Annotated in this window: 22 protein-coding genes; 14 read left to right on the forward strand and 8 right to left on the reverse strand. The window is 42.0% G+C overall.

Annotated features, from left to right (window positions below):
- Window positions 1-5: 5 nt before the first annotated feature.
- The 3 genes from DLM75_RS16750 to DLM75_RS16760 all read right to left on the reverse strand — a co-directional run bounded on the left by DLM75_RS16750 (window position 6) and on the right by DLM75_RS16760 (window position 2,277).
- Entirely contained in the window at window positions 6-692 is a 687-nt protein-coding gene (locus DLM75_RS16750; protein WP_118969668.1) for a response regulator, read from the reverse strand.
- A gap of 142 nt (window positions 693-834) precedes the next feature.
- On the reverse strand, window positions 835-1,254 hold the full coding sequence (locus DLM75_RS16755; RefSeq protein WP_118969669.1) for an LIC12806 family lipoprotein: 420 nt from the start codon (window positions 1,252-1,254) through the stop codon (window positions 835-837).
- An 18-nt stretch (window positions 1,255-1,272) separates the two neighbouring features.
- Window positions 1,273-2,277 (reverse strand): hypothetical protein, encoded by a 1,005-nt coding sequence (locus tag DLM75_RS16760; RefSeq protein WP_118969670.1) that lies wholly within the window; start codon window positions 2,275-2,277, stop codon window positions 1,273-1,275.
- Window positions 2,278-2,382: 105 nt separating this feature from the next.
- Between DLM75_RS16760 and DLM75_RS16765 the strand changes: the two genes are divergently transcribed.
- The 5 genes from DLM75_RS16765 to carB all read left to right on the forward strand — a co-directional run bounded on the left by DLM75_RS16765 (window position 2,383) and on the right by carB (window position 9,944).
- Window positions 2,383-2,583: a hypothetical protein gene (locus DLM75_RS16765; protein WP_100785869.1), complete on the forward strand. Its 201-nt coding sequence runs from the start codon at window positions 2,383-2,385 to the stop codon at window positions 2,581-2,583.
- A complete protein-coding gene (locus DLM75_RS16770) occupies window positions 2,580-3,167 on the forward strand; it encodes a hypothetical protein (RefSeq protein ID WP_118969671.1) in 588 nt (195 codons plus the stop codon). Before DLM75_RS16765 ends, DLM75_RS16770 begins: the two co-directional genes overlap by 4 nt.
- Entirely contained in the window at window positions 3,164-3,796 is a 633-nt protein-coding gene (locus DLM75_RS16775; RefSeq protein ID WP_118969672.1) for an RsmD family RNA methyltransferase, read from the forward strand. Before DLM75_RS16770 ends, DLM75_RS16775 begins: the two co-directional genes overlap by 4 nt.
- Before the next feature lie 518 nt (window positions 3,797-4,314).
- Complete coding sequence (locus DLM75_RS16780; RefSeq protein ID WP_118969673.1) at window positions 4,315-6,582, forward strand: sulfatase family protein; 2,268 nt, start codon at window positions 4,315-4,317, stop codon at window positions 6,580-6,582.
- 41 nt (window positions 6,583-6,623) lie between these two features.
- Window positions 6,624-9,944 (forward strand): carbamoyl-phosphate synthase large subunit, encoded by a 3,321-nt coding sequence (gene carB / locus DLM75_RS16785; RefSeq protein WP_118969674.1) that lies wholly within the window; start codon window positions 6,624-6,626, stop codon window positions 9,942-9,944.
- A gap of 105 nt (window positions 9,945-10,049) precedes the next feature.
- Here carB and DLM75_RS16790 read toward each other — a convergent pair whose 3' ends face one another.
- Window positions 10,050-10,724 (reverse strand): hypothetical protein, encoded by a 675-nt coding sequence (locus DLM75_RS16790; protein ID WP_118969675.1) that lies wholly within the window; start codon window positions 10,722-10,724, stop codon window positions 10,050-10,052.
- Between the two features lie 52 nt (window positions 10,725-10,776).
- On the opposite strand from DLM75_RS16790, the gene lp30 reads away from it, so the two are divergent.
- Complete coding sequence (lp30, locus tag DLM75_RS16795; RefSeq protein WP_118969676.1) at window positions 10,777-11,622, forward strand: plasminogen-binding receptor Lp30; 846 nt, start codon at window positions 10,777-10,779, stop codon at window positions 11,620-11,622.
- Window positions 11,623-11,803: 181 nt separating this feature from the next.
- Here the strand turns inward: lp30 and DLM75_RS16800 are convergent, their stop codons facing one another.
- On the reverse strand, window positions 11,804-12,388 hold the full coding sequence (locus tag DLM75_RS16800) for a DUF1499 domain-containing protein (protein ID WP_118969677.1): 585 nt from the start codon (window positions 12,386-12,388) through the stop codon (window positions 11,804-11,806).
- 126 nt (window positions 12,389-12,514) lie between these two features.
- On the opposite strand from DLM75_RS16800, the gene DLM75_RS16805 reads away from it, so the two are divergent.
- The 3 genes from DLM75_RS16805 (at window position 12,515) to DLM75_RS16815 (ending at window position 14,651) form a co-directional block, all read left to right on the forward strand.
- On the forward strand, window positions 12,515-13,066 hold the full coding sequence (locus DLM75_RS16805) for a thioredoxin family protein (RefSeq protein ID WP_118969678.1): 552 nt from the start codon (window positions 12,515-12,517) through the stop codon (window positions 13,064-13,066).
- Between the two features lie 4 nt (window positions 13,067-13,070).
- A complete protein-coding gene (locus DLM75_RS16810; protein WP_118969679.1) occupies window positions 13,071-14,321 on the forward strand; it encodes a hypothetical protein in 1,251 nt (416 codons plus the stop codon).
- A 102-nt stretch (window positions 14,322-14,423) separates the two neighbouring features.
- Window positions 14,424-14,651, forward strand: a complete 228-nt coding sequence (locus tag DLM75_RS16815; protein ID WP_118969680.1) for a hypothetical protein — start codon at window positions 14,424-14,426, stop codon at window positions 14,649-14,651.
- Window positions 14,652-14,855: 204 nt separating this feature from the next.
- Here DLM75_RS16815 and DLM75_RS24130 read toward each other — a convergent pair whose 3' ends face one another.
- Window positions 14,856-15,059, reverse strand: coding sequence for a hypothetical protein (locus tag DLM75_RS24130; protein ID WP_147456651.1), 204 nt, complete (start codon window positions 15,057-15,059; stop codon window positions 14,856-14,858).
- 256 nt (window positions 15,060-15,315) lie between these two features.
- Here DLM75_RS24130 and DLM75_RS16825 point away from each other — a divergent pair, with 256 nt between their 5' ends.
- The 4 genes from DLM75_RS16825 (at window position 15,316) to DLM75_RS16845 (ending at window position 21,304) form a co-directional block, all read left to right on the forward strand.
- Window positions 15,316-16,920, forward strand: a complete 1,605-nt coding sequence (locus DLM75_RS16825) for a flagellar hook-length control protein FliK (protein WP_118969682.1) — start codon at window positions 15,316-15,318, stop codon at window positions 16,918-16,920.
- Between the two features lie 18 nt (window positions 16,921-16,938).
- Window positions 16,939-17,649, forward strand: coding sequence for a flagellar hook capping FlgD N-terminal domain-containing protein (locus DLM75_RS16830; RefSeq protein ID WP_118969683.1), 711 nt, complete (start codon window positions 16,939-16,941; stop codon window positions 17,647-17,649).
- A gap of 27 nt (window positions 17,650-17,676) precedes the next feature.
- Window positions 17,677-19,071: a flagellar hook protein FlgE gene (gene flgE, locus DLM75_RS16835; protein ID WP_118969684.1), complete on the forward strand. Its 1,395-nt coding sequence runs from the start codon at window positions 17,677-17,679 to the stop codon at window positions 19,069-19,071.
- A 250-nt stretch (window positions 19,072-19,321) separates the two neighbouring features.
- Window positions 19,322-21,304 (forward strand): HD family phosphohydrolase, encoded by a 1,983-nt coding sequence (locus DLM75_RS16845; RefSeq protein WP_118969910.1) that lies wholly within the window; start codon window positions 19,322-19,324, stop codon window positions 21,302-21,304.
- 592 nt (window positions 21,305-21,896) lie between these two features.
- On the opposite strand, the gene DLM75_RS16850 is transcribed toward DLM75_RS16845, so the two are convergent.
- Window positions 21,897-22,283 (reverse strand): DUF4345 domain-containing protein, encoded by a 387-nt coding sequence (locus DLM75_RS16850; protein WP_241547961.1) that lies wholly within the window; start codon window positions 22,281-22,283, stop codon window positions 21,897-21,899.
- 151 nt (window positions 22,284-22,434) lie between these two features.
- Between DLM75_RS16850 and DLM75_RS16855 the strand changes: the two genes are divergently transcribed.
- The gene (locus DLM75_RS16855; protein WP_118969687.1) at window positions 22,435-23,028 is read left to right on the forward strand and encodes a hypothetical protein; all 594 of its coding nucleotides are present in this window, start codon (window positions 22,435-22,437) and stop codon (window positions 23,026-23,028) included.
- A gap of 2,307 nt (window positions 23,029-25,335) precedes the next feature.
- Here the strand turns inward: DLM75_RS16855 and murD are convergent.
- Entirely contained in the window at window positions 25,336-26,724 is a 1,389-nt protein-coding gene (gene murD, locus DLM75_RS16860) for a UDP-N-acetylmuramoyl-L-alanine--D-glutamate ligase (RefSeq protein WP_118969688.1), read from the reverse strand.
- Between the last annotated feature and the right edge of the window lie 36 nt (window positions 26,725-26,760).

A 26,760-nucleotide genomic window follows, 5' to 3' on the forward strand; every position in this document is an offset into this window, starting at 1 on the left:
ATTTATCAAGGATAACCGGGAACGTCTCGGATGATTCCCATTCTTCTTCCGCGAATGATCGCCTCGGATCTGGAATGGACTTCCATCTTTTTATAGATCTTTTCTATATGTCTACTGACCGTATGACTGGAAATGTCCAACTCGTCGGCGATATCGGAAAAGGTCATCCCGAGTGCGACAAAATTCAAGATCTGAAGTTCCCTTTCGGTCAAACCGAGGGTATTTGCAATCGGTGGATTTTTCGTTTCCTCTTTTTTTGTGAACTCACGGATGATTTTATCCGCGATTCTCGGAGTTAAGGGTGCGCCTCCTAAAACGATCACTCTGAGTTCTGCGAGAAACAATTCCGGAGACGTATCCTTTAAAAGATATCCGGAAGCTCCTCCTCGAATCGCTTCTACGATTTTATCCTCGTCTTCAAAAACCGTAAAAATCACATATTTTGTGTTAGGTGTCTTGTCCTTTAGTTCTTTCAGACATTCCAATCCGTTTTTTCCGGGAAGTCCGATGTCGAGAATGACGATATCGGGAGCCTCGTCGGGAAGAAAGGAGATCGCGTCTTGCGCGGTCGAATAGTGTTTAACGAATTTGAGATCGCTTGATTTGGAAAGTAATTCTTGAAGATTGAGGGCCGTGTGAAGGTTGTCTTCGACGATCGAAACCGAATGGGTAGTCAGTGATTCTTTGGCCATCGGCTTGATTCTTCGGATCGGGTTCGATCGGTAAATTGTTTTTTCTAAAGGAATCTCGATTCTACCGTTTCACAATCCGCTCAAGACAGATCTGTTTTAAAAGTTTTTTTCGAAGTTGTTTCGAAACCGTGTATCGTAAGTGTTATTTAAAAAATTCGTTCCATTCTTCTTTCGCTTTTTCCCATCTACGTTTTCGATCTTCTTTGTCTTTGATTTTTAAAAAAAGTCTCGGCTCCGCATGAGGGAAGGTGATTCTTACCCTGTGTTCGTGGAGGACTTCGATAAGGATCGATTGTTTGTTTTCGTCCGTGATCCGGTAGACAACGACACTTTTCATCTCTAAAGGGACCGCGCCATGTCCTAGATCGGCGACTCCCTTTCTAAAATCGAGTTCCACACATTCGACAGGTTTGTGCCATGTATCGCAGAACTTTCCTTCCGGCGGTGGGACCGGTTTTAAACCGCAGTCGACAAGTACAATAAAAACGGAAAGAAAGAACGTCAAACGAAACGTGTTTCGAAAAAAAGAGAAAGTGGTGTTCATTTTCATTTCGTTTAACATTTTCATGAGTGCGAAATTCTATTGATCCGTTTCCAAATCAAGATTGAGTTTCGTCTTGAGAGTCGGTTTTTCCTCTATGATTTCTCTGGCGAGCTTGATGATTTCGTCCTTTCTTTCTTCTGCCTTCGGAAAAAGTTCTTCCAAGATCGTGATCGATTTTGCGTGGAGATTTTGAAGTCTAAAAATTTTAGCTTCTAAAATCCAAGATCCGGTCGTGATAAAGTCTTCGTTTTCGTTTCTTACTTTCCGTATAAAATTCAGAGAAGAAACATACTGCCCCGCGCGGAACTCGGAAAGACCCGTTAAAAAGTGAGCTTCTCTCTCCGTGAGTAGAATCGATCCGGTCGATTCGGGACTCGCCAAATTCTTCTTTAAGAATTCCGTGTCGCCGGAAAGGGACGCGCCTAAAAGTGAAATCCAGGTGTAACCCGTCTTAAACTCGGGGCTGATCTTATCATACGGAATCGAATTCAAAAGCCCGGTCAGTGATTTTCTGGAAAGGTGTTGTTTTATCGTTTCTCCGAAAGCGATCATTACTTCGTTGTCCGGATTCTCCTTCATCGCCGGATCGACGGCTTTTGCCCGAAGCGCATTCCGATACATGTCCTCCAAGATCGGAAGATAGGAACCGTCTTCTTTGAGAAAATCGTTAAAACCGGAATAGGAAAGCTTGACTAACGTTCCCGAATCGAAGGAAAAACCGACCAGCAAAAAAGAATAATAATTTCCTAATGCACTATAAAAATAACCGAGCTCGTCGGCGGGATTGGAGGTAGTGTAATCTTTCGCCGCGCTCTGAAAATTTTTGACCGAACTTTCCTCGAGATTTCCGGAAAGAATTTGTTGCTGAACGTTCTTTCTTTCCTTTTCCAGAAGAATTTTTCGATCTCCGGCGAAGAGATTCTTGATATCCTGCCGGAAAAAGAATCCAACCCCTCCTAAGGTAATCAAAAGAATCGTAAGAATGTAAGGTTTATAACTGGTTTTCTTTTTGTAACTCTTCAGGCCGGACTGATACAGCATAATGCGTCCCAGTTTTTACCCGCCTATCCTGGGTTCACGTATTTTTTGAATTTGACTCAGGCCCTAAAACTTGACACTGAAGGCACCTTTGATTCCGTTGGATCTATGCCCTACGATTACGATTTTGACGAAGAGTTTGAACTGGAAACCGGAGACGACGAGGATGCTACGGATGAGGACGTTGTTACGTTTGCCTGTGAAGATTGCGATCACCGCTGGGAAGAAGAAGCCTTTGAAGCGGAGGATTACGGTCCGGAAGGGGCGATATGCCCGATGTGCGGTTCGGCGGCAGTAATCGAACTTTGAAAAATACCCGGCCGGCCAGGCAGTTCCAAGAGAATTTTGCCTCCCGGCTTCTCGGGTTTGTAATTATCTACCTTTTTCTCACTCCCCAAAAATCCGTTACTTCCACCGATTTTAGCGACGTTTATGATTTTTATAAAAAAGGGAACTATGATACGCTCGTAAAGGTATCGCGTTCCGCGCTTCGAAAAGAAGAGGTCGACTATAGAATTCTTCTTTTGTATACGGCGGCCGAGAAGGATCCGGAAGAAATCGACAAAACGTTGAGAAGCATCTACGAAAAGAAGTCTTCGCATCCGGGAATTTTTTATAATTCCGTTTTTTTATTTTTGGAACGTTGTCTGGTATTGGAGGACGAATCTTCCGGAATTCATTGGGGAAGAATTTTTTTGGAACACGGTTCAGCTTCGGTGCGTTATGCGGAAGGCCTCTATACGTTTGCCTGCATCTTATTCGAAGCGGGTAAATTTCCGGAAGCGAAGCAGGTCCTTTCCAAGTTGAAAGAATGGAAATCGACCGAAAAGTTGAATAAAAAAATCCGGATCTTAGAATTGAGCATAGAGAAAAAAATGGAGGCACAATCATGAAACTACTCAGAGTGCAAACCGGGAAGCTGAAGGGTAAGTCCATAGAAACGCCTCCTGCGATCGCCGGGAATATGAACTTCACTCCTGCGGTTATAAAAAAATCCGTCTTTGACGTGTTAGGTTCTCTTGTATTAAAGGGAAGGTTGATTCCGGAAGATTCCGCCTTTATCGATTTTTTTGCCGGCTCTGGTCAGATGGCGCTCGAAGCCGTGAGCCGGGGATTTGCGAGAGTCGTTTTGTATGAACTCGCGTGGGAGAGGTCGGACAGTCTTCGAAAGTTATTCGATAAGATCGGTGGAACAAAGGAGATCTTTCGAAAAGACGTATTCCGTTTTTATGATAAACTCGATATTCCCGAAAAATCCAGAGTCTATTTTTTGGATCCTCCGTACTCTTTTTGGGATAAGAAGAATGAAAAACTAAAGAATCTAGTGGAAGCTCTTCTGAAGGAGGATTCCACCGTAGTTGTGTTCATTCAGTCCCCCGTTTCACCAGGGTGGTCCGAATTTGTGACTCGCAAGTTTGGAAAGAATTTTTTGACTTACCGGATAAGAGGTATGGACGATTTCGAACCGGAATCGGATGGAGGAGAAGTTGCAGAACCGGAGGAATCAGAATTGGAAAATTGACTTTCCGATGTGAAAGGTTTTCCGTTACCTCTTGAGAGAATCAGGAAAAGTCAGAATCCCAAGAAAAAGCTTTGGAGAATTTACATTGTTTCCAATCGGAACTTTTGCGGGAGTTCCTACATTCGGGACTTTTTACTTGAAAAAGTTTGATTTTATGATAGAGAAAAATCTGCCCGAGTTTTCCCGCCGCCCACCCCTCCACCCAAGATTAGGGTGGGGCTTTTATTTCACGGAGGATTGTCGTTGTTACGACAAATTCTCTCAAAGGCTTCAGTCGATCAGCGGGGCAAACGTAAGGCACTTGTCTTCAAGGAATGTTGAGAAAGTCCACCTTGAGATAGCTCCTATGAATCGTTAGACGAATGCAGAATGTATATTATAGAAATGGAATATATTTTTCCCTGGAAAATTGTGCTCATGAAGAAGCCGAAGTGTCGCTTAGAAAAAAACTTGCAGATTCGTTCGATTCCCGTTTAAGTTAGAACGGAATTTTTAAATCAAGAAACAAACGAAAAAAGATGATGGAACCAATTTGCAACATCCTGAAAGTCGCATCCGTTAGACGTTATTTCCTATTTTTCGGAATCGGAATGGGAATCTCTTTCGTTACATTGCTTCTCAATTCTTCCTTCCAAATCATGGGAGTCGATCTTTCCGAGTTCAAATCGCTCTTCTTTTCCTTTCTTCCCTTATTTCTCAAAGACTATCTCGGAACGCTCATCTCGAGTGGAATTCTTTTTTCAACGATCGCCTTGCTCCTTTTCGGGGCCGATACAATTTTCGAAAAATGGGAGTGGCTTTCGACTAAAACCGAGGTTTTCGTCTTCTGCGTTTTTATCCTTTTGCTCTGGCTTCATTCCGTAATCTATTACCCTCAACTCTACGGAGAATTTTTCTTCTATCGTTTTCCGTTCCTTCGTCATTTCCTTTTTTTTCTTACCGACCGAATTCCCCCTTCGGTTCCTCAGTGGTTCGCTTTCTCTTTGTTAGGTGGTTTTGCGGGGTTAAGAATTTATATTCTGGCCGTTCAAAAAGAATGGAAATCTCTCGGTTATTTTTTCCTCTTCTTTGTCTTTGTGTTTTGCTTTCATCTTTCGGGAAACGTTTTGGGAATCGGGCTTGTTTCCTGGCTGTATCTTCTTAGTATCCTATTCCAAAATTCTAAAATAGCGCAGTTTATTTGGGTCGGAGTTTTTCTTGTGATTCTTGCGGTTTCTTGGAGCCGTTCGGATTTAAAAACACAGACAAAGGCATTTGTTTCCAAAAATCTTCCGAACATTCTGATTCTCAGCGCGGATAGTTTGCGTTACGATAAAATGGGATATTCTCAAGGAAAGGAAGGATTGACGCCTAACATTGATTTATTGGCAAAGGACTCGATCCGTTTTCAAGACCATCACACAACGATTCCGAGGACCTTTCCCGCCTGGGCCGATCTTCTAAGCGGACAACCGAGTTTTGTTCACGGGATTCAAGACATGTTTCCCGATGCGAAGGATCGGGCCGGCCTGAATGGGACTTCCTCAATGACGCTTCCCAAAATTTTGGGCGAACTCGGTTACGAGACAAACGTCGTCTCCTCTTTTGCGGGTGATATCTTTCCGAGAGCCGATTGGGGATTTCAATCGGTGAGAGCCCCGATCTTTCACGCGGGAACTCTCACGGCTCAGAGGATCTTAGAATCTCAAATTCTTCTTCTTCCGATTCTAACCGGATCCCTTCCGTTTGCGGGGGAATATTTCTCTTCTCTCAAAGGTCTTCCGAGTCTGGGAGACGATTCTAAAATTCTTCCAGCTTTGTTATCCGAGTTAAATAAGGGTGAACGTCCTTTTTTTACCGTATTCTTCTCTTCCGTTACTCATTTTCCGTTCAGTCCCCCGTATCCGTTTTATCAAAAATTTACGAATTCTGAATATTATGGAAAGTTTAAGTATTTTAAATTTGTGGATCCGAGCGATTCTTCCTCGTTGAACCGGGAAGATCAGAATCAGATCAACGGACTCTTTCAGGCATCCATCGCGTCCTTTGACGATTCCGTTGGGAAGATCGTCTCAAAGTTGAAAAAAGAGGGGATCTACGATTCCACTCTCATCATTCTTACGAGTGATCACGGAGAATCTCTTTTCGAAGCCGATCACAGTCATGGACACGGAGAACATCTCAGAGGCGAAGGAGTCACACACATTCCTCTTCTCATCAAATATCCTTCGAACGCAGGAGCGGGAAAATCCTTCTCCGGAATCAGCAGTTCTTTGGATTTATTTCCTACGATTCTCAACTTTGTCTCGGAACATTTCGAAAGGTTTCAAGATAAGAAAATGATTCAGGATGAGATCCGAAAGCGACCGGGAAGGGATCTTTCCGAGGCATTCCATTCCGATTCCTGGAAGGACAATCGTTCCGTTTATGGAGAAACCGGGATCTGGTTCAGTGATCGAGGAAATCATTTTTTTCAAAAGCAAAGAATCTTTTATCCGAATATTCTTCAGCTTCACTCGATCGAAACGGGCGATCTTCCGTTTATTTCGATCGGAGATTCTTACGCGAAAGAAAGTGTGATCTTCTCCAAACACAGAATGTTTCAGAACGGCAGATACAAATTGATCTACATTCCTTCCGAAGACGGAGTAGTCTGGGCTTGTTATGATCGAATCGAAGATCCTTGGAATACGAAGATTCTTCCCGTTTCTCAGTGTTCTTCTCTCAAAGACTCTCTTCATTCCTTTTTACTCGGCTCCGGAAAATTTAAGAAAGCTGGAGAGTATTTGCTCCCTTTGTCAAATTGATGCTTGAAGGATAGGGCTAAACTAAAAACCTGTATTTTAGTATGCCTAGAAGAGAAGATATCCGCTCTGTACTCATCCTGGGTTCCGGTCCGATCGTTATCGGGCAGGCATGTGAATTCGATTACTCCGGGACTCAAGCCGCAAAGGCCCTGAAAGAAAAAGGGATCCGCGTCATTTTGCTCAACTCCAATCCGGCCACCATCATGACGGATCCGGATCTCGCCGACGCGACTTACATCGAACCGATGACGGTTCAGGTCGTTCAAAAAATTCTTGAGAAAGAAAAGCCGGACGCGATCCTTCCCACGGTCGGAGGTCAGACCGCGCTCAATCTCGCCTTGGCATGTAATACAGCCGGGCTCCTAGAAAAATACAATGTAGAATTGATCGGCGCCAAAGTGGACGCCATTAAGAAAGCCGAGGACAGAGACCTTTTCAAAAAGGCGATGGAAAAGATCGGTGTGAGAGTTCCCGCATCCGGTCTCGCAAACAATCTCAAGGACGCGGGCGAAATCAAAAAAAGACTCGGCCTTCCTCTCATCGTTCGCCCCGCTTTTACTCTGGGTGGAACCGGCGGAGGGATCGCTTTCACCGAAGAGACGTTCGAGGAAGTCGTTTCCAAGGGACTCAAAGCGTCTCCGATCAGTCAGGTTCTTTTGGAAGAATCCGTTCTCGGTTGGAAAGAATTCGAACTCGAGGTTATGCGCGATCTCGCGGATAACGTAGTCATCATTTGCTCGATCGAAAACATCGATCCTATGGGAGTTCACACGGGAGATTCCATCACCGTTGCTCCGCAACAAACGCTTTCCGATAAGGAATACCAAAACCTAAGAGATATGTCCATCGCGATCATTCGTGAAATCGGAGTCGAGACGGGTGGTTCCAATATTCAGTTCGCGGTCAACCCTGAAAACGGGGACGTGATCGTAATCGAAATGAATCCTCGCGTTTCCAGATCTTCCGCTCTCGCGTCCAAGGCGACCGGCTTTCCGATCGCGAAAATCGCGGCTCTTCTTTCCATCGGTTACACGTTAGACGAAATTAAGAATGATATAACAAGGGTTACTCCCGCTTCTTTCGAACCTTCGATCGATTACGTCGTGACGAAAATTCCTCGTTTTGCTTTCGAAAAATTTCCCGGTACGGACGATACGCTCGGAGTTCAGATGAAAGCGGTAGGCGAAGCGATGGCGATCGGGAGGACTTTTAAGGAAAGTTTTCAAAAAGCGCTTCGTTCCCTCGAAACTGATCGTTACGGTTTCGGTTCCGACGGGTACTTTCAAGAATTATTATATGCAAGAAGTTTAAATATAGGTCAAAGAAAAGAATGGATCGATTCATTTCTAAAACGCCCGAACGATAAACGAATTTTTTATATCAAACTCGCCTTCGACGAAGGTTATACCGTGGATCAGATCCACGAACTTTGCAAAGTGGATCGATGGTTCCTCTGGCAGATGGAAGACCTTCTTCATCTCGAAAAAGAATTTTCCCAAAAGGGAAATTCGATTCTTAAAAAGATGAAACAAGCCGGTTTTTCCAACAGACAACTTGCCTTCTTGAAGTCGAAAAAGGAGATTCTGGAACTCTTGGACGGAGGTCTTCGTGTGGATCTCAAGAAGATGGAGATTCAAAATCTTCTCAAAAAAACCGAAGAGGAAATCGAAGCCGAACTGGATTCTAAAAAACTTCGCCCCGTTTACAAACGGATCGATACTTGTGCGGGAGAATTCGAAGCGTACACTCCGTATTTTTATTCTTCTTATGACGAGGAAGACGAGTCCGACATTACTCCTGCAAAGTCGGTTATGATTCTTGGCGGAGGTCCGAATCGGATCGGGCAAGGGATCGAATTCGACTACTGCTGTTGTCAGGCTTCGTATGCGCTTCAGGATTTGGGTGTGGAATCGATTATGGTGAATTCCAATCCGGAAACCGTTTCAACGGACTACGATACTTCCGATCGATTGTATTTCGAACCTCTCACCTTAGAGGATGTTTTCAAAATCTATCAAAACGAAAAGCCGGAAGGCGTGATCATTCAATTCGGAGGACAGACACCTCTGAAACTTGCAAAGGACTTGGAAAGAAAGGGAGTGAAAATTCTCGGAACCAGTCCTGATTCTATCGATCGTGCCGAAGATAGAAAACGTTTCGTGGAAGTATTAGAAAAATTGAAACTAACTTCTCCTGAGAGCGGAATTGCGACTTCCATGGAAGAAGCGCGAGCGATCGCGCAGAAGATCACATATCCGGTTCTGGTTCGTCCGAGTTACGTTCTCGGCGGAAGAGCGATGCTCATCATCAACGAAGAAAAAGAATTGGATCGTTACATGGAGAAGGCGGAAGAGATTTCAAAAGACAAACCTCTTCTGATCGATTCCTTCTTAGAAGACGCCGTGGAAGTGGACGTCGATGCGCTTTGTGACGGCAAGGATGTCTTTGTCACCGGGATCATGGAGCATATCGAAGAGGCGGGAGTTCATAGCGGGGATTCGGCCTGCGTTCTTCCTCCTCAAACGCTTTCCAAAAAGATGATGGATGAAATCCGCTCTGCGACTGTCGCGCTTGCGTTGGAGTTGCAGGTAAAGGGGCTTATCAACATTCAATACGCCGTCAAAAACGAAATCCTTTATATCATCGAAGTGAATCCTAGGGCATCGAGAACCGTTCCATTCGTTTCGAAAGCGCTCGGGCATCCGATCGTAAAATACGCGACTCGGATCATGATGGGAGAGCCTCTGAAAAGTTTGCCACTTCCAAAAGAGATGGCATTCTCTCAAGTTTCCGTAAAAGAAGTGGTTCTTCCGTTTAATAAGTTTCCGGGTGTAGATACGATTCTCGGACCCGAGATGCGTTCCACCGGAGAAGTGATGGGAATCGCGTCCACTGCCGGAGAAGCGTTTTTGAAATCGCAATACATGGCCGGTGACGAACTTCCGTCGCAAGGGACCGTTTTTGTGAGCATCAACGATAAAACGAAGTCGGAACTACTTTCTTATATCAAGGATCTTTCCGAGCTTGGATTCAACCTAATCGCCACTTCGGGAACTCATAAGTTCTTATCGGACAACGGAATTCTATCTTCCAAGATCAACAAAGTGTACGACGGAGTTTTTCCGACCGCTTTGGATTATATCCGCGAGAATAAGATTCATCTGATCATCAATACTCCGCTCTCAAGAGTAACGAGAGACGATAGTTTTACGATTCGTCAAGCGGCGATTCGTTTTAAGGTTCCTTGTCTAACGACGTCTAACGCCGCTAAGGCGCTCATCAAAGGTATGGTGGAAATGAAGAACAAAGGATTTACGATCCATTCTCTTCAAGAGATCCACGCGATGCCGAAGATTTTTTGAACGAGTCTTGATTTGGATCGTCCTTTGATAAATGAAATGGACCTAATCTTAATATTAAAAAAATGAATTAGATAATTAATTTCTTCTATCAAGATTGATAACTACTCAGTTGTCGAGGGGTATGAATTTTTTAGAATAGATTTCTGTAGAGGCTAGTTGAATAAGGTCATAAAAACCCGTATATCCGCCAAACACGTTTTTGGAATTAAACAGGCCATATGCCAGGAAGAGATGGCTATACAGAGTAAATCTTCTGTCGTATTTGAGATTCGAAGGTTGTCTTATCCCATTTGTTTCAACGGAGAACTCTGCTTTTCTTGCACCAAAATACCAAGTCGGAACCAAACCAAGTGTAAATGTACCTAATAGAATCTTATTAAAAGCAGTTTGCGAATTAAAAAAACCAGCGAATTTTACGTAAACTATATTCTTGTATCTTCGTTTTATGAGATCGATATCATCAACTCCTTTGAACGCGACTGCAACATTTTGAAAACAACGACAATCTGCGAAAGCAGTCGCGATAGACCTTTTTATCCGTCCGCCAATTACTGGATCGCGAAATTGTAAAAGCTGATCTTCGCCTTCCGAATAGACGTCTTCCTGATTTATTTTTTCAGGATCAATATTGTTTCTATATTCCTCAACGACGACTAACGTTTCCTGTAATCTAGCCGGATATAAACCGATTTCAATTTTAGGCGGAAGTTCTTTTTCTGTAACAGTGAGACAGCTATGGAAAATAAAAGTAAATACGAAAAAAATGGATCGAATATTCAAAAAAATTGCCTTCTTGGCTCAAGTTATTTCGATGGTTCCAAGGAGACCATCAATGTCAAGTTTTTTAAACCGATTTGCAATAGTAATGTTCTTTGTATTTGTTTCAAACTGTACAAAAGACGTTGTGCGAGTCCATAATCCAATTTCTGAAAAGGATAAAAAAAATTATGGTGTCGTAGCCTTTGGACTTTTTGTCCATAATCGAAATCACAAGGATATTTTGAATTTGTTTAGCAAGGATTCAGGAAGAATATTCCAGGATTTAGGATTGGATGGAGTTAAATTTTCCGAGATACTTTCAAAAGAATCTACAAAAAAAACACCGATCAATATAAGTCCGTATCCGATTGAAGCTCCAGTTTTGATGGAAAAAGAAGATTCAATCCAATATTTAGAAGGAAAAGCCGGTTATATAAAACCATTTTATCTTTTACTTTCGGTAAATCCTGAAAAGGAATATGTTATTACCGGAATTACTTATTCTTATGATATTACTTGTGGTCAAGGTTGCAGACGTCCTGTCTATCGAAACTTTTCAGTGGATCCGACAAAATCGTTTAATTCATTTCCTATTAAAGCAAATGCCGGTGAAATTACATTTGGCGGAGTTATTATGGCAAGGGTTGTTCCAACGCATGCAAATGATCCTTATGGAATAGCAGACGATTTTCCCGGGATAACGGAAGCCTTTTCGGGCAAAAAGGTGGCGATCGATTTAGTTCCAGGCGATGACTTCATTAAGGATATGGAATCCGATTCCTTGCGAAAACTGTTTTATGGCGGGGTTGTAGACAAAAAGAATTCTGAAAAACTTTTTTATGATAATCTAATAAAAAGTTACCAGGATGGATATTGGAAGATCCTAGCCGAGAAAAAAAGAGCGATATTAGAAAATTAATAACTCGATCGATACATACGGATCGCAAGTTGGTTCGAATGTATCTAATGATTCTAAATTGCTCAATTTAAGATTCACTATTGTCTGTTGGATTATTTTACTTACAGTCTTGATTCAAAAATTATTCGAATTGGCATTGTTTGTCGGAAGATTGGGACAGCAATCATCCGACAATTCCTAGCTAATTTGAATTTATCTTCTCCCGGATCGTTTCGATTCTCTTACGATTGACGCCAAAATCCGATTTTCCTAGGCGAGAAGCGGAGCGGACATGGATCAAGGGAGAATTTGGGTCGAATAAAAATTCCACGTCGTCGATATATCTCCAGATCAAACTCGTAAATTCCACGTAAAGATAATTCGGATCTTCTTTTATGATCTTTGTTCTTGCGATTTCGCCTATCGCGGCTTTTAACTTTGTCTTACCTTCCTCCGGCGTCCCCTTATAACTTAAGGGCATGATGGTGTGTTCCGTATCCGATTCCGGAACGAAGCTACTGACACAATTCGGTGTTTGAGGACAAATGCCTAGTTTGCCGTTCTGAACTCCCAAGGTCGTCGGTCTGGTTCCATTACACTGGACCAAAAAGGAAAGAAAAATCGAAACAAGGATTAGGCTTCCCTTCTTATAGGAAAGAACGATCTCGCCTAAGAAAAATAAATTTCCGAGGGGATTAAAGGAGGAGCTCGACTTACGTGCGTTAGATTCTAACGTTCCGGAAGGGGTTTGGATTGCACAAGAATGCGGAAAGAGTCTGTTTTTCATGGAAGAAGAATAACAGGAAAAACGAAATATGACAAAGAAATTTAGAATCTTTCCGAATTTTCTTATGACTTTCTATAAAAAATTAATTTCGTGAAATAAATAGGATTCCACTCTAAGTCCAAATCCATGTCTCTCCTTGAATCCGAAAAAGTTCCGCTGGGAAGCTTACTGCCAACCTTTCAGCTTCCAGATCCGAATGGAATCGTTTACTCCTCGGATACACTCTCCGGTTCTACCGGTTTATTGCTGGTTATAACCTGCAATCATTGCCCGTATGCGCAAGCGATTTGGCCTCGTTTGATCCGCTTTGCCTCTGAGATCCTTTCTTTGGGGGTCAAGACGGTCGCGATCAATCCGAACATTCATCCCGATTATCCGGACGATTCCCCGGAGGCGATGCTTTTAAAAATCGAAGAATGGGGAATTCCCTTTCCCTATCTTGTGGACGAAAGTCAAGACGTTGCACGAAACCTAAAAGCGATGTGTACTCCTGATATTTATCTCTATGACAGTGATCGGAAGTTGTTCTATCACGGGAGAATGGACGACAACTGGAAGAATGAAAAACAGATTTCCAGGAAGGAACTCGAATTTGCCGTTCACCAACTTGTGAAAGGAAACCCGCCTCCGATCAACCAATTACCCTCGATGGGTTGCTCAATCAAATGGAAGGAATAATCGCTTGCCCGCAATAACACCAGATCACACACCCATGGCCGCCGAGTCGTTTCAAGACGCAGAATTTTTAACGGAACACTATCGTGAAATCGAAGCTAAAACTTTGGAACATTTCCGTGTCGAATTTAGAAAGAACGAAAGCGCGCTGGAGAACGTGTCCACGAACGGGCTGATCCCGTATTTGAGGAAAAGCGGCGAACTCTATCAGGATTGGCGGATATTAAAGAAGAATCTAACTGAAAAATATTCTGAACTACAGAAGAGCAGAAACTTAGAATACGAACTCATTTACAGAAAGTTAGTCGCGGATAAGAATCATAAATCAAAATCGAATTCACTGATTGGAGATATCTTCCAGTCCGTTGTGGACGGGGTTTTGAACACGGTTTACGATTGGTTTGATTCGGATAAAAAAGCGGAACCTCCTCCAGTCAAAACTCAACCGAAATCAACTCAAGACGACGATTTGAAAAAACTCTATCGAGAAATGGTTCAAAAGAAATTAAAGGAAAGAGATCGTAGTTTCTCATCTTTTCAGGATTTGTTAAAAGAATCCGCCTTGAATTGGAACCAATCCTATAGAAAAAAATTCCATCAAAGTCTCGCCTCAACGGTGAAAGAATTGGAATCGTCTAAGGCGAGTAAGGCGGAGATACTAAATTCTTCCAAGTCCGCGAAAAAATCCGTTCTGAATTTTCACGACGAAGACAAAATACAAAAATATTCCATTTTTATGATAGACTATTTTTACAATCGTCTTCTCAAAAAAGAACCGCTCGCCGAATCCAAAATGGTCCTTCCGGAAAAAACCGAACCTGCCAAAACGGAAGAATCGAAAAAGGTCGAAGTCAAAAACGCGCCATTGATTCCGAATCCCACGAGGACAGAAACGGAAACTCAAAAGACAGTGGAAAGAATCGTAACTGAATCCGTTAGGGAACCAGAAAAGACGACGGCGTCGAAAAAAAACTGCCCGATCACTGACCTTCCCGATCATCTTATCAAAGAATGTTATGCGGATTATCTGATCGTAGACGTTTCAACGCGTGAAAAACGTCTGGAACTTCATAGAATTCGTTTGAGCAAAGAAAATCAGAACACGAGGGCGGAAGCGATCGAATTTTTCGGTCAATGCGTCAACAAGGATCCGTCCGTTATTCCTTTGGCTGAGTCCGTATTAAAGCGACACAACATAACTAAAGAAGAAGAAAGTAAATTGAATGAAATGATTCGACGTCAGAAAACTTGTAAGTAATCAATCCGATCGAGTTCCTACTTTTCGTTTTGATGATTCCCCTTTATTCAGAATATTGAATAGATTATTCATCGATACGGCGGTTGAAAACTATGGGAGAGATTGGATTCGATTGAACTGAGCCTTCTTTCCTTAAGCGGTCCGCTTCTGGAACTCAAGGGAATCAATTTAGTATTTTTAAAACTTCAGATTGTAAAGATCAGCCCAAAAAAATTTTTAGCTGAATTATTTGAATATCCGATTCCAGGTAAAAAAAACTGTTTTTCAAAACGTGCGTTCTATGTTTTCGATTTGAATCAAGGAAAAATAACATTCAGTTTATTGAATTAAAGAAATACGTTTCAGAGTTTTAATCAATACAAACGCCGGAGTCTCCTTTGGATGCTTCGTAATTTTTCGGTTATGCGATCACTCACTATCTATGAATTTTTTTCCGTTTGAAAGACCTCGATTTTTGCGAGCAACTTGGAAGGAAGGGATTCGAATCGACGAGGAGTTTCCGAATTCGATCTAAACTCATTGTAAAAGACAATCTTACTTTTTTGATTTGTAAGGTCTCGTTTTGTGGAACGATTCAATCGCCGACGTAGTCTGACCTTGAGCGCAAGGTCCACCTTTTACGAAAGTGTATGAATACTGAGGCGGACTTGTGATTACACCCCAGAGAAAAGTTTTTGTTCGTATGAGAAGGTTCGTAAATCCGATTCCGGTTTTTTTCCGGAATTCAAACTGTTTCAAGTCGACTTTTTCTAAAAACTCCTCAAAGAAGAATCGAATCTCCCCGTTCGAGAATGTTTTTTTGAAAAAGTGTGAGTTCCTACTTTTCCAATTCTTCTTGATTTTGAGAAGAATTGGACCGTGTGCGGGGATTCTCAGAGTAAGTCGGAACTCGTTTCGCGAAATAGGGAGACATAATCACAAAAGGGAAGAAGATAATTTAAAAAACCATCAAGGAATTCCCTGAAAGATCGATTTTAATACTGCGGAGCTCAGTATGAATATTTCAGGCGATCTTTCCATTTCAGAATTCAAACCTCAAACGCGCATAACGGATCAACCTTTGAATGCGTCTTCCATTTCCGGTTTGGTCGGGAAGAGTTCATTTATGGATCTTATGAAATCGCTTCAAGGTTCCGCTCAAAAAGGTTTGGATGAAACTCTTACCGGTATTCAAAACGCTTTCTCCAAAATCGAAACGCCGGACATAAAAGATAAAGAAGAAGTCAAGGTTGTTACCGAGCAAGACAAAGCCGAATCCAAAAAAGCAGACTCGGTCGAAACAACATCCGCCTCCGAAGAAGAGGAAACCGTTTCGAAAGAGGAAGAGATTGTCGCTTCCGAAGAATTCTCCAATACGTCCGTTCTTCCTTGGTTCCTTGTTGCCGACGCGAAGGCAGAAGAGACGGTTGATCCGAAAATTGAAATAGAAATATTAAACGAACTGGAAGCGGAGATTGTCTCTGAAACTTCGGTTTCAGCTGGGGAATTAGAAACGCTTTCCACTTCCGACTTGGTTCAGACTCTTTTTTCGAAAGACGAAAGTAATGAATTGTTAAGCGAAATCGCAATGGAAGAAGAAACCGAAAATTCTTCCATCCTCCCTTCTGCCGAGGAAACGACGATTAAAACGATTGAGAAGGATGGCCGGGGTAGAGCGGAACAAAGGACGGAAGTCTCGATCGAGAAAGAATCCAAATTCTCCGAACTTGAATCCCGGACAGTCGAACATTCCGCAAAGGATTCCAAAGAGATTTCAAAAAATTCCTTCCAAAAAGAACCTTCTTCGAAAGTTTCCGAAGAGAGTAAAACTGAAGTCGCAAAGGAAATCGCCGTCGATTCCGAAAAATGGAAGATCAGCCGGGATAAAAAAACTGATTCTTATCTTCAATTGAAAACTTCGGGAAGGGAAGAGATTCGAGCGGCCGTTCTCAATCAGTTCTCGGAAAATTCTTCCGGAAAATCGGGACAGGACCAATCCTCTCGCGGAGGATCGGGCGATTCTTATTCTTCTCTTGTAAAAGGTGCAACGACGCCTAACGTAGTGGGGCGCGAAATATCGGGATCCGCAAAGGATTTTTCGATTTCGAAGGAATCACAAGTTCTTTCTAAAAAAGACATTCAACAAAATTTTCAAAACCTCATTCGCTCCGCTAGAGTTCAAATTCTTGATAATGGTAAAACCGAAGCGAGTATTCGTATGAATCCGAAAGACTTGGGTCAGATGTCTCTTTCCCTTTCCACTGACAAGGATGTCGTCAGAGGAAAACTTTTGGTGGAATCCGATTTCATCAAACAACAATTAACCGCCGAACTTGCTAACCTGAAACAGGAACTCAAAGCAAACGGTCTTGAACTAGAATCTCTCGTAATCGAAGTGAAAGAAAGAGAGGAAGCTTTTGCGTTCAACGCAGATTCCGAAAAACAAAAACAGGATTCTCATCCTTTTCAAGCCGCTTTCGGCGACGAATGGAATTCCGATTTCAAAAATTCCTCTTGGGAAGAGAACGAACTTTCCTTTGAAGAAAATTCTTCCGAGCCTCATGGTTTTTCCGAAAAAACCGAAGGGAAAACAGAGAAACTGCTCGATCTGAAAGTATAGGCCTCGGAGGAAATCATCATGCCAGAAACATCCGGCGTAAGCCAGCAAGCGACGCGAGATCATTATCTCGAAGGAGACAGAAGTTTCAAAATCCGGAACCACATGGAGAATCTGGAGAAAGAGGAGAAAAACGGTCTCAAAGGAATCGAGATTCGTTCGACAGTCAAGTCTCTTGGTAAGGATGATTTTCTCAAACTTCTCATCACACAACTTTCTTCTCAAGATCCAACCAATCCCGTTAAGGATCAGGATTTTATCGCACAGATGGCGCAATTCTCCTCTCTCGAACAGATGAACAATATCTCCACAGGAATTCAGAAGATGGGAAACCGGCAGAGTTTTTCTCTCGTTGGTAAACTCGTTTCCGGTCCCGACTTCGTAAACGGAGAGAGCATCGCCGGAATCGCCGGAGCTCTCTTTTTTGACGGAGAAGGGAAAACATTCGTTCGAGTCAACGGCAGATCCATCGATGTGGAACAGATCACTCTGATCAGCGATCCGATCGTTCTCAAAGAACAAGAGGCGGCCTATAACCAAGCTCAGGCTCAGACTATGGCTCCGGCTCCGAAAACGGCGCCTAACGCAACACCCGCGATTTCGGATAACAAAGAAATGTCTTCCGATCCTTCAACGGTGCAACCTCCGGAACTCAAAGATAAAACAGCCGCGGAAGAAAAACCATCCGACTGGAAGTTTCCGGGTAAAGATAAAAGCAATTCATACGAATAAACAAAGGATAATCGAGGTAACAGCTTTATGATGAGGTCACTCTATTCCGGTGTATCCGGACTTAAAAACCACCAGGTCCGAATGGATGTCATTGGAAATAACATATCTAACGTCAACACTCACGGTTTCAAAACCGAAAGGGTTACGTTTCAAGATATGATTTCTCAGGAACTCCGCGGAGCTTCCGAACCGAAAGAGAATATCGGAGGTGTGAACCCGCAACAAGTCGGTTTAGGATCTTTGATTGCGGCAATCGATAAGATCATGACTCAGGGTTCCCTCCAAACGACCGGGAAGAATACGGACGTTGCAATGTCCGGCGAGGGATTTTTCATCGTCAAGGACGGTGATAAGCAATTTTATACAAGAGCGGGCGCTTTTAACTTGGATAAGAACGGTTATTATGTAAATCCAGCTAACGGCCTTAAGGTGCAGGGTTGGAATGCAAGATTGGACGATAAAGGTAATAAATTTATCAATTCATCCGCTTCCATCGAAGACATCGTGATTCCTGTTTATTCTAAAGAGCCTGCGAGAGCTACTTCTCAGATCGACTTTAAATCCAACTTGAATTCTTCCGTACCTGCTGTTCCTCCGGATGCGACTCAAGAAGAGATCACTGCTATGATCAATGATCCGGATCCGAAGATGAGAAGAGGGCACGTAACGACTATCAAAACGTTCGACGATCAAGGAATTCAAAGAGAATTCAAAATGGAACTTTATAAGGTTCGCGATAATACTTGGAAAGCTCGTCTGAGTCTTACCGATGCGACCCAACTTTCAGTAGATGTTTCCGGAACCGGTGGACAGAACACACAACTTCCGGGAAACACGGAGATCGAACTCGGATTCACTCCGGACGGAAAACTCGTCTACGTTTCCGACGGAACCGATTCGATGAACACCGGTAAGTTGAACGCGAAAGTTTCCTTTCGGATTCCGGGTAATCCCGCAGTTCAAAATTTCGACCTCAATCTTGGCGAAGCGGGAATGGTCGACGGAATCACTCAGTTCTCTTCGGATTTTACTACCAAGGCTGTAAAACAAGACGGATATACCATGGGTTATCTCGAGTCTTTTTCGATCGATAATTCTGGAACGGTTACGGGCGTTTTCTCTAACGGAGTTCGCCAACCGCTCGCGAGAATTGCGACCGCGGTTTTTAATAACCCGGCAGGTTTGGACAAGGCGGGAGATACTATGTTCGCTTATTCTATGAACTCCGGAGAACCTAACATTGGTGAGGCGGGTGTTCAGGGAAGAGGGAAGATCAACGCGGGCCTACTTGAAATGTCTAACGTGGATCTTTCCGATCAGTTCACCGATATGATCGTAACTCAAAGAGGTTTCCAGGCGAATTCAAGAACCATCACCACTTCGGATCAGATGATCCAGGAAGTTTTAGGTCTGAAACGTTAAGGTTTCTTTAACAACTTCTTCTTAGACTTGATTGAACGGTCTAAGAGGAAGTTTTTTCGCCTTGGAGAATTCTTCAAAACATTGTTCATTTTTATCTCAGATTGCCTTTTCTCTACTGCTATTCTTCCCCAAAAACGGAAATTATCGAAGATTTCATTTCTTAAATAACAGTTAATTTTTTTTGACATGTTCGGGGAAAAATTCTCTTTCCACTATTTTTCCCGTACGGTTTCATTGGTTCCTGGAAAGGATGAGTCAGAAGTTCCCTAAATACATAATCACGGACTCCCGTTCAATCTCCAAAAGACTCAATCCGGTCGCTTCTCGTTTAGAAGTCCAGTTTTTAGAATTAAAAGAATTCTTTGAATCAGAGTCCATTCGGGATTCTATCGGTTTTATCAACGTCATCTTTTATCTCACGATTCCCACTCTTAAAGAATTTCAGAGACAAATCCATAAACAATTTCAAAGTAATCCCTTGATTCTGAGTCGTTTTATTCTGAACGATAGTTTGGATTATATCGACTCTCCGGATTTAAAAATCGAGGACGATCTGATTTTTGCCATTCTTCCGGAAACTTCTTCTGACGTAATTTTGAATAAGACGATTCTAAACGCCTTTACTCAGATTCAGATGATTACCGATCAGTTCGATCTTCAACACAAGGTCAATACGACGAAGTATGAAATTTCGAAACTTACTCGAATTGGAATCAGCCTGGCGGACGAGAAAGACTTTAATAAACTTCTGAGAGAAATTATTTTTAGCGCGAGAGAGATCGCAGTCGCCGATTCGGGCTCCCTTTACCTTGTAGAAAAGGACGAGCTCGGTTTCATAAAAAATCTTAGATTTAAGATTTCTTCTATGGATATAGATACGGAAGAATTCTTACTTCCGATTAATAAATCGAGTATCGCCGGTTATGTGGCCGCAACCGGGAAAATTTTGAATATTCCGGATGTCTATGATTTACCGGAAGATGCGGAATACACGTTCAACAGCAATTTCGACGTTCTATCCAATTACCACACCAAGTCCATGCTCGTCGTTCCGATGAAAAATCATAGGAACGAGGTCGTAGGGGTGATTCAACTCATCAATAAGAAACGGAACTTCAATCAAAAATTGACCGTCGATCAGATGAAGGGAAAAGATATTCTTCCATTTGACGATTATTCCGCCCAACTAGTCATGAGTGTCGCTGGACAAGCGGCTGTAGCGATTCAAAATAATAATCTCTTACAGGAGATTGAGACTCTCTTTGAAGGTTTTGTCACCGCTTCCGTAAACGCGATCGAATCGAGGGATCCGACTACGAGCGGTCACTCTTTTCGTGTCGCTCTTCTGACCGTTGGGCTCGCAGAGACAGTAGATCAGGTTGTAGACGGTAAATACGGTGATATAAAATTCTCAAAAGAACAAATTAAAGAAATACGTTATGCGTCTTTATTGCACGATTTCGGTAAAGTTGGAGTTCGGGAAAAGGTTTTGGTCAAATCCAAGAAACTGGAAGACTACGAGCTCGAACTGATCCGCTGGAGATTTCAATATATCAAAAAGGATATCGAATCGAGAATTCTACAAAAGAAAACGGACTATCTAAAAAAGCACGGAAGTCCAGGTTTTGCCGATTACGAGACTTCTTTGGAATTCGAACTTCAAGTGGAGTATCAAAAACTCGATCAAATGTTCCAAATCGTTATCGATTCGAACGAGCCTTCAATATTAGAAGAATCTAATTTTCAAATGTTAGAAGAGATCGCAAAAGTGAATTATTCCACGACGAGCGGGGAAAATCTAAATCTAATCTCGCCTTACGAATTCGGTTTCCTTACGATAAAAAAGGGATCTTTGGATTTTGCCGAAAGAAAGGAAATCGAATCTCATGTGGAGCACACATTTCAATTTTTGAGTAAAATTCCCTGGACGGGCGATTTGAAGTTGGTTCCTTCGATTGCGCACGCGCATCATGAGAAGTTGGATGGAACAGGTTATCCTCGAGGTTTGGCCGGTGATTCGATTCCCGTTCAATCAAGAATTATGACGATCTCCGACATTTTTGACGCCCTTACCGATAAGGATCGTCCTTATAAAAGGGCGGTTCCGCTTGAAAGAGCTTTGGATATTCTACAGATGGAAGCTCGCGAAAAACATGTGGATCCCGATCTACTTAAGATCTTTATCGAAGGAAAAGTCTACGAAAGGCTTTCGAATTCCGGACATCTGCGTTAGTCGAAGAGCCAATCCATTCCTTTTTGCTACTGCTTTTTCTTTTTAAAAAATATATTCAAAAAACATGTTGTATGATTTTGTTTGAAAAAGGATTCATTGATCAGCGTGATTTCAGGCTGACTCATTGTGTGCTCAACTGTGATCCTGATTCCTCAATATTTTACTACCTTGATACCACTCGAGATACGGATCCATCATTCGGCCAACTCGATTGACAATTCGCGGAAACCAAGTTAGTCGAAAAATGGGGAATGGAGGAAGATAAAAATGATACGTTTTCGAAATGTGATGAAAAGATTCAATTCCTCGCAAGGATTTGTATTACTTTTGCATACACGAATGATTGAACCTTTGTTACCATCGAAATAGAACCAATTTTTTAAACTAGATCCCCATTGGGCATCCTATCTTTTTTAGCCAGCTATCGAAGGTCGAGACGGATCAATGCAAGTTTGAAAATATTCTTTGCGGAAGGAAGCCTGAAATTTCCTTCCTTGTTTCAATTCGAACTTTTATGATTGGCCCCTACGATTCTCTTGTTCATTTAGGAAAACAAAGACCGCAAACGTTCACCTAATAAAATATCTATTATTTATACAGGATTCTTTTGTTTCAGGCTCTTTCGTTGTGCGATAACGATGACGGGGGGAAGCAGTAATTCCGGAATAAGATATCCAAGCCAGAGTCCAGCCGGTTCCGGCAGGCCAACGACGCTCATTGAAATAAGTCGCCCAATCGCGGCGAAGAAGACGCCTAACGCAAGTAAATATACGAGTGTAGTTTGAGTTCTTATCGTCCAGGCGGCCCATCCGCTTATGATCCCGGTCGAAAAATATATGCCTGCCATAAATCGATGAACGTTATCAAGTCTAGGAGTGGTCATCGGCTCACCAAGATACATTTGCAAAGCTCCGCCGAACATTGCGATAAACGCCACGAGAAACAAAGAAACTTGGACAATTCTTTCGCTTATAGACAATGGAGGATTCGTTTTCATGGAAGAAGAGTCTATCCTTTCAAGGCTTTGTCAAATGCTAAAAGGGTCCGTTGCGAAAAAGCTTATGGGAATGAATTTTTTATATTGATTATTTTATCATATTCAAAGAACAGAAGGGAGATATATCTAATGAATGTTGAATTCATTGAGTCGGGATATTCTTACGATACTCGCGATCGCGATTACTTTCTATGCATTCTTTCCTTACATTCAAAACGTTTATCGTGGTGAAACAAGGCCTCATGTATTTTCTTGGATTATCTGGGGGTCGACGACTCTTATTGTCTTCTTTGCCCAACTTTCCGCGAAAGCCGGAATCGGTGCTTGGCCGATCGGTGTTTCGGCGGTGATTAGTATATACATTGCGGTTCTTGCGTTCCAACGAAAAGCCGATCAATCGGTCACTCAGAAGGATTGGATCTTCTTTCTTTTTGCGATCGGCGCTTTGCCGATCTGGTATTTTTCTTCTGATCCACTTTGGGCCGTTGTCTGTTTAACGATAGTGGACGTTTTAGGATTTGGACCGACCCTTCGGAAGGCCTATGCCTTTCCTTATGATGAAAATGTACTTTTCTTTTTTTTGTTCTTTGTGCGAAATATGATTTCGATTGGAGCTTTAGAATCTCTTTCGATTACGACGGTTCTTTTTCCTGCGACGATTGGTCTTTGCTGTTTGTTTTTGATTCTACTTATCCTCGTGAGAAGGAGAGTGAAGGATGCGAAGTAAAATCGATTTTTTTGTTCGAAACCGTTAGGAGGTAGTTTTCTAGCGTTTCCTTGGAGAATTTTTACGGTAACTTCATCAATGGGTTTCATGAGAAAATTGTGAATGGTGCAGAATCAATTCTTATCTTCATTCTTTTTTCGATACTAAGTGCGTTTCTTTTCCTTTGTGGATTCGGAAGCCAGTGTATATTAGGGATTCTATCAAAGCTAACGAAAGAATGAAAACCTTGTCCTCGAGTTTAGAGAGTTCCTTCCTTGTGCGCGATTCAGTGTATCTTTGTTGTAATTTCTCCTCTTTTAAATACTTCTATGATATTTCCAACGTTCTCAGATAGATTTTTCTGATTGAATTACTCAGAATGCGCAATCTGTATAAAGATATTCTAAAGTTTCATTCTGCTATTCATGGATCGCTCTGTCCGCTTATTTTGATTCCATCGAAATAGATAGAATTCACCTAATCCCGAGGTTCAATAGATAAGGCTTTCCTTCTTCGACTCCGGAATTGATAAAACTAGACTGAATTACGTGATGTTTCCACTCTATTTGGCCCGAAAGTATCATCCTTTGTTTCTCCTAACGTGCTAGGTCCTTCCGATTAGCCAAATTGTGGACGCTCTATTGCCGGGCTATTTTGAGATCGATTTTTGGTTCGGAGTTCGAATACACGATTTGGTTTTAGTTAAATCGAGGGTAATTGGCGCATAAGTGGCTTTGGCATAAACCGGTGATTTAAACGTTTTGATATACTTGGATGCTTAGACGAAGTTCGTATAAACGCGGAAGTGCGAACTTTTTGTTAGATTTGGTGACTATACGAAGTTCGAATAAACTCCAAGTTTTGACTGATTTGGTATAGTTGTGATTAGGCGAAGTTCGTATAAACGTGGAGGTTTGAACGATTTGATATCGTTCGCGATTACAAGAAGTTCGTATAAACGCGAACGATTCAAGGGAGTGATTTTTACTTCCTCGTTCGTCGTAACTCCTGTAAAAATGCGCTTTGCACTTCGCGCTTAGAGGAAGTTCGCTTAAACACCTCGAAAGGGATTCAATCAATGTGCCATGGTCTCGAGAGCGTGAGGAATCTGGTGTGATGAGGTTTGCTCAAATGCTTACACGAAGTTCGTATAAACGCTGAGGTTTGAACTTTTTGTTAGAATTGGCGATTTTACAAAGTTCGAATAAACTCCAGGTTTCGGATGATTTGGTATTGTTGCGACTATACGAAGTTCGTATAAATGCGGAGGTTTGAACGATTTGATGTCGTTCGCGATTACAAGAGGTTCGTATAATCACAACATGTTTATCGAAACCAAATGTCCACTTCGATTGGATTGATGCGCTTTTCAAATAAATGTTTAGATTTTGATCTGGCTTCTTTGAAGTCAGGTCATCTAAAATTCGTTTGTATTTTCGATTTGCGTTTGGTGATTCCCAATCGATTACGCCTGAACATTCCTCATCTAAAATCGAGAACGGTTCTAAAATAGTGAACTCAAAACTAACAATGGAAACGAAATCAGAACAGAGTTACGGATCTCAGAAAAGTTTCGTAGCGTGGCAAGTAGACGAAGTTCGTATAAACGCGGAGATTTCAAATGATTCTTAAAACCCGAAACTACGCGAAGTTCGCATAAGCGCGGAGATTTCAAATGATTCTTATTATCTCGCACCACTCGAATTTTAAGTAAACATTCCGAATCAAAATTTTTCTATAAGTTTGGCCTATAATACGACCTTCGTATAAACGCGAAGATTCCAAATCATTCTTATGAACTCGTAATCGACTGAAGTTTACCTAAATGTTCCGAATTCAAATGATTCTTTTAATCTGACATATATGCGAAGTTCGTATAAACACGAAGATTCCAAATCATTCTTGTGAACTCGTAACCAACTGAAGTTTACCTAAACCTTCCGAATTCAAATGATTATTTTAATCTGACATATATGTGAAGTTCGTATAAACGCGGAGATTTCAAATGATTCTTATAAACTCGCATCAATACGAGGTTCATATAAATGTAGAAAATATTGTAAAATTCTTCCTCTTCTCATTCCAAGTTCAATCTGGTTCCGCGTTTGTAGAAAGCAGGAAAGGGTGTAAACTGAATTCGAATGCTCGCAATGTTCTTTGTACTGATCGTGATTCCCTAAATACTTCTGATAGAACTTGCGAATCGACGAAATGAATTTTGGAATTTTGTAAACGTTACAGAAACTTCTTTGGGTTTGTATGTATCTGAGAATTTCAGATTTTTCTTATGAGATCTGAGAATAAGGAAAAAGTGATGAATTCCTAAGGTTAGAATCTTGTTTTGAGAAAGGTTTCTACGAGAGAAAGAAAATGATTTCCTCTTTCCTCAAAATTCTTATATTGATCAAAGCTTGCGCAGGCCGGAGAGAAGACGACCGATGAAATAGAGGCTCCGTTCTCTAAACGAATCCGGAGATTTTGTTTTTCATCCAAGACAGGCTCAGATTTTCCATTTTTCAAAATTTCAAAAGCGTCGTTTAGGGTTTCTACTGCGAAAAGTTTCTCTCCGATCAGTTTTCGAATTCCTTCCTCCCAAACGGGACGACCTTCTCCGATAAGGATTACGGAACCGATTCCTTCCATTAGGAAATCATAAAGCGGTTTCGGATCCTCTTGTTTTGGCCTTCCTCCAAGAATGAGACAGGTTTTCTCCCTTTCTTTCCAGGTGGACATTCCGGCTAACATACTGTGAAGATTTGTCGATTTAGAATCGTTGATAAGCGAAAAGCCGTTTTTTTCTCCTGCGATTTGGAAACGATGCGGAAGACCTTTGAAGAGTGAAATTTGAGATTGAATCGATTTCGGTTTTCCTCCGATCGCTTCCGCCGCAAGAATTGCGGCGGCGAGATTCTCTCGATTGTGGGTTCCAGGAAGATGGAACTGCGAAAGATCGTATTCGAATTTTTTTGTTTTGATTCGAAGGGAATTCTCATCGAGAAACGCATCCGCTTCCGGAATTCTCCCGAAGCTTAGAAGTTTGCAACGAAATTCTACGGAGTTTAAAATTCTCTCTTTGAGTTTCTCGGAAACGATAAAAGAATGATTTTCATTTTGAAGATCGGCGATCCTGAGTTTCGCTTGGAAATAATTTTCCATCGTTTTGTGTCTCTCTAAATGATCGGGCGCGAGGTTCAAAAAAACGGAAACGTCCAATCGAAGAGGAGAGGAATCATCTAATTGATAGCTCGAAAGTTCGAGAACAGCCAAGGAGATTCGTTCCTTACAGAACGAAGTGAACGGAATCCCAAGGTTTCCTCCTTCTCTAAGATCCGAAAAATCTTTCTTTAAGAGATGAGCGGTGAGCGCCGTCGTCGTCGACTTCCCATCCGTGCCGGTGATTCCGATTATTTTTCCAGGAAAGAAATTTCTTCCGAGATCGATTTCCGAAAAAACCGGAATTCCTTTCTCTTTCGCGTAAAGAAGAATCGGATGAGTTGGAAGGATTCCCGGCGATTTGATGATCAGAGAAATTTCTGGAAGCGAACTTGGTTCTATAGAATCGGAAAGAAAAACGATTGAGCTTTTGTTGGGAGGATTTCGATCACAAAGAATTGGATCCGCTCCCAATGAGATCAAAAGATCCATGGCCGAATTTCCGGAGATTCCTCCGCCAAGAACGAGAGTCTTTTGGCCTTTTAGGGACTCGGGAAATTTCATTTTTTGACCTTGGAACAGTGATTGACAGGTTATTTT

The organism is Leptospira stimsonii, assembly GCF_003545885.1.
GTDB lineage: Bacteria > Spirochaetota > Leptospiria > Leptospirales > Leptospiraceae > Leptospira > Leptospira stimsonii.

Coding starts and splice junctions, on each gene's coding strand:
- DLM75_RS16750 (WP_118969668.1), bottom strand. CDS start 692: ATGGCCAAAGAATCACTGACTACCCATTCGGTTTCGATCGTCGAAGAC.
- DLM75_RS16755 (WP_118969669.1), bottom strand. CDS start 1,254: ATGTTAAACGAAATGAAAATGAACACCACTTTCTCTTTTTTTCGAAAC.
- DLM75_RS16760 (WP_118969670.1), bottom strand. CDS start 2,277: ATGCTGTATCAGTCCGGCCTGAAGAGTTACAAAAAGAAAACCAGTTAT.
- DLM75_RS16765 (WP_100785869.1), top strand. CDS start 2,383: ATGCCCTACGATTACGATTTTGACGAAGAGTTTGAACTGGAAACCGGA.
- DLM75_RS16775 (WP_118969672.1), top strand. CDS start 3,164: ATGAAACTACTCAGAGTGCAAACCGGGAAGCTGAAGGGTAAGTCCATA.
- DLM75_RS16780 (WP_118969673.1), top strand. CDS start 4,315: ATGATGGAACCAATTTGCAACATCCTGAAAGTCGCATCCGTTAGACGT.
- carB (WP_118969674.1), top strand. CDS start 6,624: ATGCCTAGAAGAGAAGATATCCGCTCTGTACTCATCCTGGGTTCCGGT.
- lp30 (WP_118969676.1), top strand. CDS start 10,777: ATGTCAAGTTTTTTAAACCGATTTGCAATAGTAATGTTCTTTGTATTT.
- DLM75_RS16800 (WP_118969677.1), bottom strand. CDS start 12,388: ATGAAAAACAGACTCTTTCCGCATTCTTGTGCAATCCAAACCCCTTCC.
- DLM75_RS16805 (WP_118969678.1), top strand. CDS start 12,515: ATGTCTCTCCTTGAATCCGAAAAAGTTCCGCTGGGAAGCTTACTGCCA.
- DLM75_RS16825 (WP_118969682.1), top strand. CDS start 15,316: ATGAATATTTCAGGCGATCTTTCCATTTCAGAATTCAAACCTCAAACG.
- DLM75_RS16830 (WP_118969683.1), top strand. CDS start 16,939: ATGCCAGAAACATCCGGCGTAAGCCAGCAAGCGACGCGAGATCATTAT.
- flgE (WP_118969684.1), top strand. CDS start 17,677: ATGATGAGGTCACTCTATTCCGGTGTATCCGGACTTAAAAACCACCAG.
- DLM75_RS16845 (WP_118969910.1), top strand. CDS start 19,322: ATGAGTCAGAAGTTCCCTAAATACATAATCACGGACTCCCGTTCAATC.
- DLM75_RS16855 (WP_118969687.1), top strand. CDS start 22,435: ATGTTGAATTCATTGAGTCGGGATATTCTTACGATACTCGCGATCGCG.
- murD (WP_118969688.1), bottom strand. CDS start 26,724: ATGAAATTTCCCGAGTCCCTAAAAGGCCAAAAGACTCTCGTTCTTGGC.